This window comes from Enterobacter sp. KBR-315C3_2022 (assembly GCF_041399425.1).
Classification (GTDB): Bacteria; Pseudomonadota; Gammaproteobacteria; order Enterobacterales; family Enterobacteriaceae; genus Enterobacter.
Window position 1 is genome coordinate 48,881 of sequence record NZ_JBGKEB010000002.1, and the last position, 15,794, is coordinate 64,674.

12 protein-coding genes are annotated in these 15,794 nt (G+C 61.2%); 11 read left to right on the plus strand and 1 reads right to left on the minus strand.

What is annotated here, in order from left to right:
• Positions 1-39: 39 nt before the first annotated feature.
• The 9 genes from iscS (at position 40) to sseB (ending at position 7,354) form a co-directional block, all read left to right on the plus strand.
• Positions 40-1,254, plus strand: a complete 1,215-nt coding sequence (gene iscS / locus AB8804_RS03035; protein WP_020883022.1) for a cysteine desulfurase — start codon at positions 40-42, stop codon at positions 1,252-1,254.
• Between the two features lie 23 nt (positions 1,255-1,277).
• Complete coding sequence (gene iscU / locus AB8804_RS03040) at positions 1,278-1,664, plus strand: Fe-S cluster assembly scaffold IscU (RefSeq protein ID WP_015703172.1); 387 nt, start codon at positions 1,278-1,280, stop codon at positions 1,662-1,664.
• A gap of 13 nt (positions 1,665-1,677) precedes the next feature.
• Complete coding sequence (iscA, locus tag AB8804_RS03045) at positions 1,678-2,001, plus strand: iron-sulfur cluster assembly protein IscA (RefSeq protein ID WP_003860659.1); 324 nt, start codon at positions 1,678-1,680, stop codon at positions 1,999-2,001.
• 76 nt (positions 2,002-2,077) lie between these two features.
• Positions 2,078-2,593, plus strand: coding sequence for a co-chaperone HscB (gene hscB / locus AB8804_RS03050; RefSeq protein WP_371182975.1), 516 nt, complete (start codon positions 2,078-2,080; stop codon positions 2,591-2,593).
• A 15-nt stretch (positions 2,594-2,608) separates the two neighbouring features.
• Entirely contained in the window at positions 2,609-4,459 is a 1,851-nt protein-coding gene (gene hscA, locus AB8804_RS03055) for a Fe-S protein assembly chaperone HscA (RefSeq protein WP_371182977.1), read from the plus strand.
• A 1-nt stretch (position 4,460) separates the two neighbouring features.
• Positions 4,461-4,796, plus strand: coding sequence for an ISC system 2Fe-2S type ferredoxin (gene fdx / locus AB8804_RS03060; protein ID WP_371182979.1), 336 nt, complete (start codon positions 4,461-4,463; stop codon positions 4,794-4,796).
• Position 4,797: 1 nt separating this feature from the next.
• A complete protein-coding gene (gene iscX, locus AB8804_RS03065; RefSeq protein WP_003860650.1) occupies positions 4,798-4,998 on the plus strand; it encodes a Fe-S cluster assembly protein IscX in 201 nt (66 codons plus the stop codon).
• A 180-nt stretch (positions 4,999-5,178) separates the two neighbouring features.
• Positions 5,179-6,465: an aminopeptidase PepB gene (gene pepB, locus AB8804_RS03070; protein ID WP_371182983.1), complete on the plus strand. Its 1,287-nt coding sequence runs from the start codon at positions 5,179-5,181 to the stop codon at positions 6,463-6,465.
• Positions 6,466-6,577: 112 nt separating this feature from the next.
• Positions 6,578-7,354: an enhanced serine sensitivity protein SseB gene (gene sseB, locus AB8804_RS03075; protein WP_371182985.1), complete on the plus strand. Its 777-nt coding sequence runs from the start codon at positions 6,578-6,580 to the stop codon at positions 7,352-7,354.
• 34 nt (positions 7,355-7,388) lie between these two features.
• On the opposite strand, the gene sseA is transcribed toward sseB, so the two are convergent.
• The gene (gene sseA, locus AB8804_RS03080; protein ID WP_371182987.1) at positions 7,389-8,231 is read right to left on the minus strand and encodes a 3-mercaptopyruvate sulfurtransferase; all 843 of its coding nucleotides are present in this window, start codon (positions 8,229-8,231) and stop codon (positions 7,389-7,391) included.
• Positions 8,232-8,433: 202 nt separating this feature from the next.
• Here sseA and AB8804_RS03085 point away from each other — a divergent pair, with 202 nt between their 5' ends.
• Positions 8,434-13,386, plus strand: coding sequence for an alpha-2-macroglobulin (locus AB8804_RS03085; protein WP_371182989.1), 4,953 nt, complete (start codon positions 8,434-8,436; stop codon positions 13,384-13,386).
• Between the two features lies 1 nt (position 13,387).
• Positions 13,388-15,715 (plus strand): peptidoglycan glycosyltransferase PbpC, encoded by a 2,328-nt coding sequence (pbpC, locus tag AB8804_RS03090; RefSeq protein WP_371182991.1) that lies wholly within the window; start codon positions 13,388-13,390, stop codon positions 15,713-15,715.
• The last annotated feature ends 79 nt before the right edge of the window (positions 15,716-15,794 follow it).

Sequence of the window (15,794 nt, forward strand, 5' to 3'; positions counted from 1 at the left end):
ATTCCTTGCATTGAAGCGATGTACGGAGTTTATAGAGCAATGAAATTACCGATCTATCTCGATTACTCCGCAACCACGCCGGTGGACCCGCGTGTTGCCGAGAAAATGATGCAGTGTCTGACCCTGGACGGAAACTTTGGTAACCCAGCGTCCCGTTCACACCGTTTTGGCTGGCATGCTGAAGAGGCGGTCGATATCGCCCGTAATCAGATTGCTGACCTCGTTGGCGCCGACCCGCGTGAAATTGTTTTCACCTCGGGCGCGACCGAATCCGACAACCTGGCGATCAAAGGTGCAGCCAACTTTTATCAGAAAAAAGGCAAGCACATCATCACCAGCAAAACCGAACACAAAGCCGTGCTGGACACCTGTCGCCAGCTCGAGCGTGAAGGGTTTGACGTCACCTACCTTGCGCCGCAGAGCAACGGCATCATCGACCTGAAAGAGCTGGAAGCCGCCATGCGCGACGACACCATTCTGGTCTCCATCATGCACGTTAACAACGAAATCGGCGTGGTGCAGGACATCGCTACCATCGGCGAAATGTGCCGCGCGCGCGGTATCATCTATCACGTTGATGCCACCCAGAGCGTGGGCAAACTGCCTATCGACCTGAGCCAGCTGAAAGTGGACCTGATGTCCTTCTCCGGCCACAAAATCTACGGCCCAAAAGGTATCGGCGCGCTGTACGTTCGTCGTAAACCGCGTATCCGCATCGAAGCACAGATGCACGGCGGCGGTCACGAGCGCGGCATGCGTTCCGGTACTCTGCCAGTTCACCAGATCGTGGGCATGGGCGAAGCGTACCGCATCGCGAAAGAAGAGATGGAAACCGAGATGGCGCGCCTGCGCACGCTGCGTAACCGTCTGTGGGACGGCGTGAAAGATATGGAAGAAGTGTATCTGAACGGCGATCTCGAGCAGGGCGCACCGAACATCCTCAACGTCAGCTTCAACTATGTTGAAGGCGAATCGCTGATCATGGCGCTGAAAGACCTGGCCGTCTCTTCCGGTTCTGCCTGTACCTCTGCAAGCCTCGAGCCATCCTACGTGCTGCGCGCGCTGGGCATGACCGACGAGCTGGCACATAGCTCTATCCGTTTCTCTTTAGGTCGTTTCACTACCGAAGAAGAGATTGACTACACCATCAAGCTGGTACGCAACTCCATTGGCCGTCTGCGCGACCTTTCTCCACTGTGGGAAATGTTCAAGCAGGGCGTGGATCTGAACAGCATTGAATGGTCACATCACTAATCGGTACATAAGGAGAATTTAACATGGCATACAGCGAAAAAGTCATCGATCATTACGAGAACCCGCGCAACGTTGGCTCTTTTGACAACAGCGACGACAGCGTAGGTAGCGGCATGGTTGGCGCTCCGGCGTGTGGCGACGTGATGAAGCTGCAGATTAAAGTCAACAATGAAGGTATCATTGAAGACGCGCGCTTCAAGACCTACGGCTGCGGTTCTGCTATTGCGTCCAGCTCCCTGGTCACCGAGTGGGTGAAGGGCAAGTCTCTGGACGAAGCACAGGCAATCAAGAACACGGACATTGCTGAAGAACTCGAACTGCCGCCGGTGAAAATTCACTGCTCTATCCTGGCAGAAGACGCGATCAAAGCCGCCATTGCGGACTATAAAAGCAAACGTGAAGCAAAATAATTGAGGTTTGAGTATGTCGATTACCCTTAGCGACAGCGCTGCCGCGCGAGTAAGCTCTTTTCTGGCGAACCGTGGTAAAGGCTTTGGCCTGCGGCTGGGCGTGCGTACCTCCGGCTGTTCCGGTATGGCTTACGTACTGGAGTTTGTTGATGAACCGGCGTCCGATGACACCGTGTTCGAAGACAAGGGCGTGAAGGTGGTGGTCGATGGCAAAAGCCTGCAGTTCCTCAACGGCACTCAGCTGGACTTCGTTAAAGAAGGCCTGAACGAAGGGTTCAAATTCACGAACCCGAACGTCAAAGACGAGTGTGGTTGCGGCGAAAGCTTCCACGTTTAACCGCGCGTCATCCGAAACCCCACCGTGGCTATGCTACGCGTGGGGTTTGTTCTAACTGGCTACCCCTGAGATTGTTATGGATTACTTCACTCTCTTCGGACTACCCGCGCAATACCCGATCGATCTCCAGGCGCTGACGATCCGTTTCCAGGATCTGCAGCGTCAGTATCATCCGGATAAATTCGCCAGCGGCACGCAGGCTGAGCAGCTGGCGGCGGTCTCACACTCTGCGACCATCAACCAGGCCTGGCAGACGCTGCGCCATCCGCTGGCGCGCGCGGAATATCTGCTCTCGCTCCACGGCTTCGATCTGGCGAGCGAACAGCACACCGTGCGCGACACGGCGTTTCTGATGGAACAGCTGGAGCTGCGCGAAGAGCTGGATGAGATTGAACAGGCCAAAGACGAAGCGCGTCTGGAAACGTTTATCAAGCGCGTGAAGGGCATGTTCGATACTCGCCATCAGCAGATGGTAAAGCAACTGAACGACGAGACCTGGGATCTGGCGGCGGACACCGTGCGCAAGCTCCGTTTTCTCGATAAACTGCGAAGCAGCGCTGAACAACTCGAAGAAAAGCTGCTCGACTTTTAATTTCGGAAGCAAATTATGGCCTTATTACAAATTAGTGAGCCTGGCTTGAGCGCCGCACCGCACCAGCGTCGTCTGGCGGTCGGTATTGACCTTGGCACCACCAATTCCCTCGTGGCGACCGTGCGCAGCGGCCAGGCGGAAACGCTGGCTGACGAGCAGGGCCGCCATCTGCTGCCTTCCGTGGTCCACTACCAGCAGCAGGGCCACGCGGTCGGCTTTGACGCGCGCGCCAACGCCGCGCGCGACCCGGCCAACACCATCAGCTCCGTTAAGCGCATGATGGGCCGCTCGCTGGCCGACATTCAGGCCCGCTACCCGCATCTGCCGTATCAGCTGCAGGCCAGTGAAAACGGCCTGCCGATGATCGCAACCGCGGCCGGTCTGCTGAACCCGATTCGCGTTTCCGCGGATATCCTCAAAGCGCTGGCGGCCCGCGCAACCGAAACGCTGAAAGGCGATTTGGACGGCGTGGTGATCACCGTTCCGGCCTATTTTGACGACGCACAGCGTCAGGGCACCAAAGAGGCCGCGCGCCTCGCGGGCCTGCACGTGCTGCGCCTGCTGAACGAGCCGACGGCGGCGGCAATTGCCTACGGCCTCGACTCCGGTCAGGAAGGGGTGATTGCGGTTTACGATCTCGGCGGCGGCACCTTTGATATCTCGATCCTGCGCCTGAGCCGCGGCGTGTTTGAAGTGCTGGCCACCGGCGGGGATTCCGCGCTCGGCGGGGATGACTTCGACCACCTGCTGGCGGACTACATTCGCGAGCAGGCGGGTATTGCCGATCGCAGCGACGCGCGCGTGCAGCGCGAGCTGCTGGATGCGGCGATCGACGCCAAAATCGCGCTGAGCGACGCGCAGACGGTTACCGTGAGCGTTGCGGGCTGGCAGGGCGAGATCACCCGCGACCAGTTCAACGATCTGATTGCCTCGCTGGTCAAGCGCACGCTGCTGGCCTGTCGCCGCGCGTTGAAAGATGCGGGCGTTGAGGCCGACGAGGTGCTGGAAGTGGTCATGGTTGGCGGCTCGACGCGCGTGCCGCTGGTGCGCGAGCGCGTGGGCGAATTTTTTGGCCGCACGCCGCTCACCTCCATCGACCCGGACAAAGTGGTTGCCGTCGGCGCGGCTATCCAGGCCGATATTCTGGTCGGCAACAAGCCGGACAGCGAAATGCTGCTGCTGGACGTCATCCCGCTGTCTCTCGGTTTAGAAACCATGGGCGGCCTGGTGGAGAAAGTGATCCCGCGCAATACCACCATCCCGGTGGCGCGCGCGCAGGAGTTTACCACCTTCAAAGACGGCCAGACCGCAATGTCCATCCACGTGATGCAGGGCGAGCGCGAGCTGGTGCAGGACTGCCGCTCCCTGGCGCGCTTTGCGCTGCGCGGTATTCCGGCGCTGCCTGCGGGCGGAGCGCATATTCGCGTCACCTTCCAGGTGGACGCGGACGGCCTGCTGAGCGTCACGGCGATGGAAAAATCGACCGGCGTTGAATCGTCCATCCAGGTGAAGCCGTCCTACGGCCTGACCGATGGCGAAATCGCCTCCATGATTCAGGACTCAATGAGCTACGCCGAACAGGACGTGAAGGCGCGCATGCTGGCCGAACAGAAAGTCGAAGCCGCACGCGTGCTGGAAAGCCTGACCGGCGCGCTCACTGCCGATGCCGCGCTGCTAAGCGCCGCCGAGCGCCAGGTGATTGATAAGGCTGCCGCGCACTTAAGCCTGGTAGCCATGGGCAATGACGCTGACGCAATAGAAGAAGCCATTAAAAACGTTGATAAACAAACCCAGGACTTCGCCGCTCGCCGCATGGACAAATCCGTCCGCGTCGCGCTGAAAGGCCAGTCCGTGGACGAGGTTTAATATGCCAAAGATTGTTATTTTGCCTCATGCGGACCTGTGTCCGGATGGCGCTGTTCTGGAAGCGAAGGCCGGTGAGACCATTCTCGATGTTGCCCTGCGCGCAGGTATCGAAGTGGAACACGCCTGTGAAAAATCCTGTGCCTGCACCACCTGCCACTGCATCGTGCGTGAAGGTTTTGACTCGCTGGCCGAGAGCACCGAAGACGAAGACGACATGCTGGATAAAGCATGGGGTCTGGAACCGGACAGCCGCTTAAGCTGCCAGGCGGCGGTCACCGACGAAGATCTGGTCGTCGAGTTCCCGCGCTACACCATCAACCACGCACGCGAGCATTGATATGGGACTGAAGTGGACAGACAGCCGTGAAATCGGCGAAGCGCTGTACGACGCAAACCCGGATCTCGATCCGAAGACCGTACGCTTCACCGATATGCACCAGTGGATCTGCGATTTAGAAGATTTTGATGACGATCCCAACGCATCCAATGAAAAAATTCTGGAGGCGATTCTGTTAGTCTGGTTAGATGAAGCAGAATAATTTCCACGTCATGCTTCACGTTGCCGATGCGTTGGCTGCGCTTGTTCACCCCGGTCACAGAGTTATCTCTGCTCCCGGGGATTCACTCGCTTGCCGCCTTCCTGCAACGCGAATCATTTAGTGGAAAGAGACTCTATGGGCTGCCTTCAGGCGGCCCGTTTGCTAATAAGGATAAATAAAATGACCGAAGCGATGAAGATTACGCTCTCTACGCAGCCAGCCGACGCGCGCTGGGGCGAGAAAGCCACCTACAGCATCAATAACGACGGCATAACCCTGCACCTGACGGTCAAAGACGATTTGGGCCTGATCCAGCGCGCGGCGCGCAAAATTGACGGTCTGGGCATTAAGCATGTGAACCTGGCGGGCGAAGGCTGGGACACCGACCGCAGCTGGGCGTTCTGGGCGGGCTACAAAGGGCCAAAAGGCACCCGTAAAATCGAGTGGGCCAGCCTTGATGAAGCCGGTCAGAAAGAGCTGGAAAGCCGTCTAAAAATCATCGACTGGGTGCGCGACACCATCAACGCCCCGGCGGAAGATCTCGGCCCCGAGCAGCTGGCGCAGCGCGCCGTTGACCTGCTGTGCGGCGTGGCGGGCGATAAGATGTCCTACCGCATCACCAAAGGCGAAGACCTGCGCGAGCAGAACTACATGGGCCTCCACACCGTGGGCCGCGGCTCCGAGCGCCCGCCGGTGCTGCTGGCGCTGGACTTCAACCCAACCGGTGATAAAGACGCGCCGGTGTTTGCCTGCCTGGTCGGGAAAGGCATCACCTTCGACACCGGCGGCTACAGCCTGAAGCAGAGCGCGTTCATGGACTCCATGAAGTCCGACATGGGCGGCGCGGCCACCATCACCGGCGCGCTGGCGTTTGCTATCACCCGCGGTCTGAACAAGCGCGTGAAGCTCTACCTGTGCTGCGCGGACAACATGGTCAGCGGCAACGCCTTCAAGCTGGGCGACATCATTCGCTACCGCAACGGCAAAAACGTTGAGGTGATGAACACCGACGCGGAAGGCCGCCTGGTGCTGGCCGATGGCCTGATCGACGCCTCTGCCCAGAAGCCGGAGCTGATCATCGACATGGCGACCCTGACGGGCGCGGCGAAAACCGCGCTGGGCAACGACTACCACGCGCTGTTCAGCTTCGACGACAGGCTGGCCGCCCGCGTACTGGCAAGCGCTGCCGAGGAGAATGAGCCGTTCTGGCGCCTGCCGCTGGCCGAGTTCCACCGCAGCCAGCTGCCGTCTAACTTTGCCGAGCTGAACAACACCGCAAGCGCCGCGTACTCGGCAGGGGCAAGTACCGCGGCGGGCTTCCTGTCACACTTCGTTGAAAACTATCACGAAGGCTGGCTGCACGTTGACTGCTCCGCAACCTACCGTAAAGCGGCGGTGGAGCAGTGGTCCGCAGGCGCGACCGGTCTCGGCGTGCGCACGATTGCGAACCTGCTGACGGCTGAGTAATTATTGCCCCTCACCCCCGCCCTCTCCCCAAAGGGGAGAGGGTGTTCAAATTCCCTCTCTCCTTTGGGGAGAGGGTTAGGGTGAGGGGTGGAATGCACCATCTGGAATCATTATGTCAGAAACCAAAAACGAATTAGAAACCCTGCTGGAGCAGGCGGCGACCGAGCCCGCCCACCGTCCGGCATTTTTCCGCACGCTGCTGGAGTCCACCGTCTGGGTGCCGGGAACGGCGGCGGAAGGCGAGCAGGTTGTCGAAGACAGCGCGCTGGATCTGCTGCACTGGGAGAAAGACGACGGCGCGTCGGTGATCCCGTTCTTCACCTCGCTGGAAGCGCTGCAGAAGGCAGTGGAAGACGAACAGGCGTTCGTGGTGATGCCGGTGCGCACGCTGTTTGAAATGACGCTCGGCCAGACGCTGTTCCTGAACGCCAAGCTGCCGACCGGGAAAGAGTTCACGCCGCGTGAAATCAGCCATCTGATCGGTGAAGAGGGTAACCCGCTCAGCACCCAGGAAGTGCTTGAAGGGGGCGAGACGCTGCTGCTGTCCGAAGTGGCCGAGCCGCCCGCGCAGATGATCGACTCGCTGACCACGCTGTTCAAAACCCTCAAGCCGGTGAAGCGCGCGTTTCTTTGCTCCATCAAAGAAGGGGCGGACGAGCAGCCCGTGCTGCTGATTGGCATCGAGTCCGACGGGGATATCGACGAGATTATTCAGGCGACGGGCAGCGTGGCGACCGACACCTTGCCGGGCGACGAGCCGATTGATATCTGCCAGGTGAAGAAAGGCGAGAAGGGCATCAGCCACTTTATTACCGAGCACATCACGCCGTTCTACGAGCGTCGCTGGGGCGGTTTCCTGCGCGACCTGAAAACAAACCGTATTATCTAAATATTGCGGGGTGAATATTCACCCCGCTTCGCTATCAGGCGGGTTCAACGGGCAGATCGCTGCGCGCGCCCCATTCGCTCCACGCCCCGTCGTACAGCGTCACGTCGCTGACGCCGAGCGTCGCCAGCGCCAGTATCACCACGCAGGCCGTTACGCCGGAACCGCAGCTGGCGACGATGGGACGCGTGAGGTCGACGCCCTGACGTTCGAAAATCTCCCGCAGTTCGTCGGTGGTTTTCAGCTCGCCTTCAAACACCAGGTCGCCCCACGGCACGTTCAGCGCGCCGGGAATATGGCCACGCCTCAGGCCCGCTCGCGGCTCGTCGACCTCGGCATTGAAGCGCGGGGCGGGGCGGGCGTCGACGATTTGCGCCGTTTTTTCATGGCTGATAACCAGCACGTCGGTCAGGCGTTTCACCACGTCCGGGTTAAATTCAGCGTCAAAATCGCCTTCCGGCAGCGCAACATCGCCCTGCTGTAGCGGCAACTCGTCGCGCTTCCAGCCTGCCAGGCCGCCCGCCAGAATCGACACGTTCTCCACGCCGAAGCTTTTCAACATCCACCACGCGCGCGGCGCAGAGAAGAGATTGCCCTCGTCGTACACCACCAGATGCTTATCGCGGCTGACGCCAAGCTCGCGCATCGCCACCGAAAACGCTTCCGGGCGCGGCAGCATGTGCGGCAGGGAAGAGGTATGATCGGAGAGCGCTTCAATATCAAAAAAGACCGCGCCAGGCAGATGTCCGGCACGGTATTCCGCAGCAAGGTCGCGGTGTTCCTGGCCGGGAGGGGCCATCCGCGCGTCAATAATCTGCACTTCGGGGTCGTTACCGTGTTCAACCAGCCAGTCGGCCGCGACGAAGTATGAGGTAGACATAGTTGCCTCCGTTTTTATCCGTAAAGCTGAATTGTCGGCGTTTTTGCTAATACCCACAAGCCAGCCTTCTTCAACGTGCGAGCAACGCCTTATTTTCTCTCTCTTTCCTGAATTCTTAATTTGTACTTTTGGTATTAATTAAACAGGGCGATAATACTTATCCGGACGATGACCAACAGGCTCTTTGGGCCAGGGATACAGGATGAAACCGTTTCGCTTAGCCGCGCTCTCGCTCGCGCTGCTTACCACCTTTACGCTTGTCGGCTGCGACAATAGCGACGAAAAACCTCAGGCTGCGGCACCCGCGGCGTCTACCACTACGCAACAGAAAACGCCGGCAAAGCCGGATGCGGACAGGCTCGCGAAGCTGGCCGCGCAGAGCCAGGGCAAAACGCTGACCCTGCAGGACGCTTCGGAAGTGCAGCTGGACGGCGCGGCTACGCTGGTGCTCACGTTCTCCATTCCGCTCAATCCCGACCAGGACTTTGCGAAAACGGTTCACGTGGTGGATAAGAAAAGTGGCAAAGTCGACGGCGCGTGGGAACTTGCGCCTAATCTGAAAGAGCTGCGCCTGCGTCACCTGGAGCCAAACCGCAATCTGGTCGTCACCGTTGAGCGCGACCTGCAGGCGCTGAACAAAGCGACGTTTGGTACCGATTACGAAAAAGCGCTGACCACCCGTGACGTCGAGCCGACGGTCGGTTTTGCCAGCCGCGGATCGCTGCTGCCGGGTAAAGTTGTGGAGGGGCTGCCGGTGATGGCGCTCAACGTGAACAACGTTGACGTCAACTTCTACCGGGTGAAGCCGGAGTCGCTGGCCGCCTTTGTCAGCCAGTGGGAATACCGCAACTCCCTGACCAACTGGGAATCGGACAATCTGCTCAAAATGGCGGAGCTGGTCTATACCGGGCGTTTCGATCTCAATCCGGCGCGCAACACGCGTGAAAAGCTGCTCCTGCCGTTGCGCGATATCAAGCCGCTGCAGCAGTCCGGCGTGTACATCGCGGTGATGAATCAGGCCGGGCACTACAGCTACAGCAACGCCGCCACGCTCTTTACCCTGAGCGATATTGGGCTGTCCGCTCACCGCTATCACAACCGTCTGGATATCTTTACCCAGAGCCTGGAAAACGGCGCCGCGCAGCCCGGCGTGAAGGTCACGCTGCTGAATGACAAAGGGCAGACGCTTGCCGAAGCGAACAGCGACGCGGACGGCCATGCGAAGCTGGAAACGGATAAAGAGGCGGCGCTGATCCTGGCGAGCAAAGACGGCCAGACCACGCTGCTTGACCTCAAGCTCCCGGCGCTCGATCTGGCGGAGTTTAATATTGCCGGTAGCCCTGGCTACAGCAAACAGTTCTTTATGTTTGGCCCGCGCGATCTCTATCGTCCGGGCGAAACGGTGATCCTCAACGGCCTGCTGCGCGACAGCGATGGCAAACCGCTGCCCGCGCAGCCGGTTAAGCTCGACGTGCTTCGCCCGGACGGGCAGGTGGCGCGCACCGTTGTAGTACAGCCTGAAAACGGCCTCTACCGCTTCAACTATCCCCTCGATAGCGGTGCCCAGACCGGTATGTGGCACATCCGCGCCAACGCGGGCGATAACCTGCAGCGGCTGTGGGACTTCCACGTGGAAGACTTTATGCCGGAGCGCATGGCGCTCAACCTGACGGGGCAAAAAGCGCCACTGTCGCCCGAGGATAAAGTGAACTTCGACGTCGTGGGATATTACCTGTACGGCGCGCCGGCCAACGGCAATTCTCTGCAGGGCCAGCTGTTCCTGCGCCCGCTGCGCGAGGCCGTCGCCGCGCTGCCCGGCTTCCAGTTTGGCGATATCGCCGAGGAAAACCTGAGCCGCAGCCTGGACGAAGTTCAGCTGACGCTTAACGAGCAGGGTCGCGGACAGGTCGCCGTTGAAAGCCAGTGGAAGGACGCGCATTCGCCGCTGCAGCTTATCCTGCAGGCCAGCCTGCTGGAGTCCGGCGGACGTCCGGTGACGCGCCGCGCCGAACAGGCCATCTGGCCAGCCGACGCGCTGCCGGGCATTCGCCCGCAGTTCGCCAGCAAGGCGGTTTACGATTACCGCACCGATACCACCGTCAACCAGCCGATCGTGGATGAAAACGGCAACGCCAGCTTTGATGTGGTGTATGCCGACGCCAGCGGCGCGAAAAAAGCCGTTTCAGGGCTGCAGGTTCGCCTGATCCGCGAGCGCCGCGACTACTTCTGGAACTGGTCCGAAAGCGACGGCTGGCAGTCCCAGTTCGATCAAAAAGATCTGGTCGAAGCCGAGCAGGAGCTCAGCCTCAAGGCCGATGAAACGGGTAAAGTGACCTTCCCGGTGGAGTGGGGTTCCTATCGTCTGGAGGTGAAAGCGCCTGATAATAAGGTCAGCAGCGTGCGCTTCTGGGCGGGCTACAGCTGGCAGGACAACAGCGACGGCACGGGCGCGGCGCGTCCTGACCGCGTAACCCTGAAGCTCGACAAGCCGGCATACCAGCCTGGCGACACCATCAAGCTGCATATCGCCGCGCCTGCCGCAGGGAAAGGCTACGCGATGATCGAGTCCAGCGAAGGGCCGCTGTGGTGGAAAGAGATCGACGTTCCGGCAAACGGGCTGGATCTCTCCATTCCGGTGGATAAAGCCTGGAAGCGCCACGATCTCTACCTCAGCACGCTGGTGGTTCGCCCCGGCGACAAATCCAAATCCGCCACGCCGAAACGCGCCGTAGGGCTGCTGCATCTGCCGATGGGCGACGAAAACCGCCGCCTGAACATTGCGCTGGATAACCCGCAAAAAATGCGTCCAAACCAGACCCTCTCCGTGAAGGTCAAGGCCAGCGTGAAGGACGGGGCCGTGCCGCAGAACGTAAACGTGCTGGTCTCCGCGGTGGACAGCGGCGTGCTGAACATTACGGATTACGTCACGCCCGATCCCTGGCAGGCCTTCTTCGGCCAGAAGCGCTACGGTGCGGACATCTATGACATCTACGGCCAGGTTATCGAAGGGCAGGGGCGTATGGCCGCGCTGCGCTTCGGCGGCGACGGCGACGAGCTGAAGCGCGGCGGCAAGCCGCCGGTGAATCACGTCACGATTATCGCCCAGCAGGCGCAGCCGGTTGAGCTGGACGCCAACGGCGAAGGCACGATTACCCTGCCGATTGGGGATTTTAACGGCGAGCTGCGCCTGATGGCTCAGGCCTGGACGGAAGACGATTTCGGCAGCAGCGAGAGCAAGGTGGTTGTCGCCGCGCCGATTATTGCCGAACTCAACACGCCGCGCTTCCTGGCGAGCGGCGATACCTCAAGGCTGACGCTGGATCTCACTAACCTGACGGACCAGCCGCAGACGCTGAGCGTAGCGCTAACCGCTTCCGGCAAGCTGTCGCTCGAAGGCGCGCAGCCGCAGCCGATCGAGCTACCGCCGGGGGCACGTACGACGATCTTTATTCCGGTGCGCGCGCTAGACGGCTACGGCGACGGTGACGTGACGGCGCAGGTGACCGGCCTTCAGCTGCCCGGCGAGACGTTTGCGCCGCAGCAGAAGAGCTGGAAAATCGGCGTGCGTCCGGCCTTCCCGGCCCAGACGGTCAATACCGGCGCGATGCTGAATCCGGGCGAATCCTGGACCGCACCGGCTCAGCATATTAACGGTTTCTCTCCTGCGACCCTGCAGGGGCAGCTGCTGCTGAGCGGCAAGCCGCCGCTGAACCTGGCGCGCTACATTCGCGAGCTGCAGGCTTATCCGTACGGCTGTCTGGAGCAAACCACCAGCGGCCTGTTCCCGTCGCTCTATACCAACGCCGCGCAGCTGTCGGCGCTTGGCATTAAGGGCGATACGGACGACAAGCGCCGCGGGGCGATTGAGGTGGGGATCGCCCGCCTGCTGCAAATGCAGCGCGACGACGGCGGCTTTGCGCTGTGGGATAAAAACGGGCCGGAAGAGTACTGGCTGACGGCCTACGTGACGGACTTCCTGGTGCGCGCGGGCGAGCAGGGCTACAGCGTGCCGACGGACGCGGTGAATAACGCCAACACCCGCCTGCTGCGCTACCTGCAGGATCCGGGCATGATGTCTATTCGCTACAGCGACAACGCGCAGGCAAGCCGGTTTGCCGTGCAGGCCTACGCCGCGCTGGTGCTGGCGCGTCAGCAGAAAGCGCCGCTGGGCGCGCTGCGTGAAATCTGGGATCGCCATGCGCAGGCGGCATCCGGGCTGCCGCTGATGCAACTCGGCATGGCGCTGAAGCTGATGGGCGATGCGCCGCGCAGCCAGCAGGCGCTGGATCTGGCGCTCAAAACACCGCGCAGCGACGCGAAAAGCTGGATGGCGGATTACGGCAGCGCGCTTCGCGACAACGCGCTGATGCTCTCGCTGCTCGAAGAGTATCAGCTGATGCCGGATGCGCAGAACGCGCTGCTCAATACCCTTTCCGAGCAGGCGTTCAGCCAGCGCTGGCTGTCGACGCAGGAAAGCAACGCCCTGTTCCTGGCCGGGCGCTCGCTGCAAACCCTGAGCGGAGCGTGGCAGGCGAAAGCGTCAACGTCTGAAACCCCATTAAGCGGCGATAAGGCGAAGGTCGAAAACCTGAATGGCGACCAGCTTGGCGCGCTGCAGGTGACCAATACCGGCACCGCTCCGCTGTGGGTGCGGCTCGACAGCACGGGTTACCCTGAGTATGCCCCTCAGCCCGCGTCAAACGTGCTGCAAATTGAACGTCAAATTCTGGCGACGGACGGCAGCAGCAAATCCCTCTCTTCGCTGAAGAGCGGCGAGCTGGTGCTGGTATGGCTTGAAATCAACGCCAGCCAGAACGTGCCGGACGCGCTGGTGGTTGACCTGCTCCCGGCGGGGCTTGAGCTGGAAAACCAGAATCTGGCAAGCAGCAGCGCCAGCCTGCAGGACAGCGGCAGCGAGGTGCAAAACCTGCTGAACCAAATGCAGCAGGCGGATATTCAGCATATGGAGTTCCGCGACGATCGCTTTGTAGCCGCCGTGCCGGTCAGCGAAGGCCAGCCGGTGACGCTGGTGTATCTGGCGCGCGCCGTGACGCCGGGAACCTATCAGGTGCCTGTGCCGAGGGTGGAATCCATGTACGTGCCGCAGTGGCGGGCCACCGGAGCGGCCAGCGGCCCGCTGATCGTTGTTCCGTAAGATGCCGATCGCGCGTCTCTTACGCTCCCGCTGGCTTCGGCTGGCGGGAGCGCTTCTCGTTTTATGGGGGCTGATTCTCGCGGCCGACCGCCTGTGGCCGCTGCCTCTGAAAGAGGTCAACCCCGCAAGGGTGGTGGTGGATGAGAACGGAACTCCGCTCTGGCGCTTTGCCGACGGCGAAGGGATCTGGCGCTATCCGGTCACCCTGGAAGACGTTTCTCCCCGCTATCTCGAGGCCCTGATCCAGTATGAAGACCGCTGGTTCTGGGATCACCCCGGCGTTAACCCGTTCTCCGTGCTGCGCGCGGCCTGGCAGGACGTGACGTCAGGCAAAGTGGTCTCCGGGGGCAGCACGCTGACCATGCAGGTGGCGCGCCTGCTGGACCCACATCCGCGCACCTTCGGCGGCAAAATCCGCCAGCTGTGGCGGGCGCTGCAGCTGGAGTGGCACCTTTCCAAGCGCGATATCCTTACGCTCTACCTGAACCGCGCCCCCTTTGGCGGCACGCTGCAGGGCGTCGGGGCCGCAAGCTGGACCTATCTCGGCAAACCGCCGTCGCAGCTGAGCTATTCCGAAGCGGCGCTGCTGGCGGTGTTACCCCAGGCGCCCAGCCGCCTGCGCCCCGACCGCTGGCCGGAACGCGCCGAGGCCGCGCGCAATAAGGTGCTCGAGAGGATGGTGACGCAGGGCGTCTGGTCCGCAAAGCAGGTGAAGGAATCCCGCGAGGAGCCGGTCTGGCTGGCCCCGCGCCAGATGCCGCAGCTCGCGCCGCTCTTTTCACGCATGATGCTCGGCAAAAGCCGCGAGACGAAAATCGTTACCACCCTTGATGCCGCCCTGCAGCGGCAGCTTGAAGAGCTGGCGATGAACTGGAAATCCCGCCTGCCCGCGCGCAGCTCGCTGGCGATGATCGTTGTCGATCACACCGACATGAAGGTGCGCGGCTGGGTGGGATCGGTGGACATTAACGACGACAGCCGCTTTAGCCACGTTGATATGGTTAACGCGATCCGATCCCCGGGATCGGTGCTCAAGCCTTTCGTTTACGGCATGGCGCTGGACGACGGCCTGATCCACCCGGCATCACTGCTGCAGGACGTGCCGCGAAAAACGGGCGATTATCGGCCCGGCAACTTCGACAGCGGTTTTCACGGTCCGGTAAGCATGAGCGAGGCGCTGGTGCGATCGCTCAATCTGCCTGCCGTTCAGGTGCTGGAGGCCTACGGGCCGAAACGCTTTGCGGGCATGCTGAGCAACGCGGGGCTGCCGCTTATTTTGCCCGCCGGGGCGCAGCCGAATTTATCCCTGATCCTGGGCGGCGCGGGCGCCCGGCTCGCCGATATTACCGCCGCGTACAGCGCGTTTGCCCGCCGCGGCAAGGCGGGGAGGTTGCGCCTGCAGCCCGGCGATCCGCTCGTGGAAAGGCCGCTGCTGTCGCAGGGCGCGGCGTGGATTATTCGCCGCATTCTTGCCAACGAGGCGCAGCCGCTGCCGGATAACGCGCTGCCGCAGGTTGCGCCGCTGGCGTGGAAAACGGGCACCAGCTACGGCTATCGCGATGCCTGGGCTATTGGGCTTAACGCCCGCTACGTGATTGGCATCTGGACCGGGCGGCCCGACGGCACGCCCGTCGCCGGGCAGTTCGGCTATGCCAGTGCCGTTCCGCTTTTAAATCAGGTCAATAACGTGCTTCAGGCGCGCTCGACAATCGACGAGGCGCGCCTTCCGCGCGACCCGCGTCCCGCGAGCGTGGGGCGGGGCACGATCTGCTGGCCGGGCGGCCAGTCGCTGCCGGAAGGCAGTGAAAACTGTCGACGCCGCCTCTCGACCTGGCTGCTGGACGGAAGCGAGCCGCCTACGCTGCTGCTGCCGGAGCAGGAGGGCATTCGCGGGATCCGATTCCCCGTCTGGCTGGACAAAAGCGGAAAGCGGGTGGCGGCGGACTGCCCGGATGCGGCAGAGAAGGTGCTGGACGTCTGGCCGCTTCCGCTTGAGCCGTGGCTGCCGCCGTCGGAAAGAAGGGCGGCACGCCTGCCCGCGGCGTCTGCCGTCTGTCCGCCGTTAGACAATCATAATGCTGCACCGCTGATGCTGTCCGGGGTCAGGGAGGGCGCGGTCATCCGTCGCCTGCCGGGGCAGGAGGCCATGACGCTTTCGGTCACCGCCGGTGGCGGAGAAGGCGAGCGCTGGTGGTTTTTAAACGGCGAACCGCTTTCATCAAGAAGCAGCTATTTGTCACTTGGGTTAAGCAAGCCGGATGACTACCAGCTGGTGGTGATGGATCAATCCGGACAGGTTGCGGCAGTGAATTTTTCGCTGGTTCGTTAGGATGTTCATCAACATTCTAAGTAAACGCTTAGCTAAAAAAAGGAATAATTATCATTAACTTATAATTGTGGTAATCCTT

Coding starts and splice junctions, on each gene's coding strand:
- iscS (WP_020883022.1), top strand. CDS start 40: ATGAAATTACCGATCTATCTCGATTACTCCGCAACCACGCCGGTGGAC.
- iscU (WP_015703172.1), top strand. CDS start 1,278: ATGGCATACAGCGAAAAAGTCATCGATCATTACGAGAACCCGCGCAAC.
- iscA (WP_003860659.1), top strand. CDS start 1,678: ATGTCGATTACCCTTAGCGACAGCGCTGCCGCGCGAGTAAGCTCTTTT.
- hscB (WP_371182975.1), top strand. CDS start 2,078: ATGGATTACTTCACTCTCTTCGGACTACCCGCGCAATACCCGATCGAT.
- hscA (WP_371182977.1), top strand. CDS start 2,609: ATGGCCTTATTACAAATTAGTGAGCCTGGCTTGAGCGCCGCACCGCAC.
- fdx (WP_371182979.1), top strand. CDS start 4,461: ATGCCAAAGATTGTTATTTTGCCTCATGCGGACCTGTGTCCGGATGGC.
- iscX (WP_003860650.1), top strand. CDS start 4,798: ATGGGACTGAAGTGGACAGACAGCCGTGAAATCGGCGAAGCGCTGTAC.
- pepB (WP_371182983.1), top strand. CDS start 5,179: ATGACCGAAGCGATGAAGATTACGCTCTCTACGCAGCCAGCCGACGCG.
- sseB (WP_371182985.1), top strand. CDS start 6,578: ATGTCAGAAACCAAAAACGAATTAGAAACCCTGCTGGAGCAGGCGGCG.
- sseA (WP_371182987.1), bottom strand. CDS start 8,231: ATGTCTACCTCATACTTCGTCGCGGCCGACTGGCTGGTTGAACACGGT.
- AB8804_RS03085 (WP_371182989.1), top strand. CDS start 8,434: ATGAAACCGTTTCGCTTAGCCGCGCTCTCGCTCGCGCTGCTTACCACC.
- pbpC (WP_371182991.1), top strand. CDS start 13,388: ATGCCGATCGCGCGTCTCTTACGCTCCCGCTGGCTTCGGCTGGCGGGA.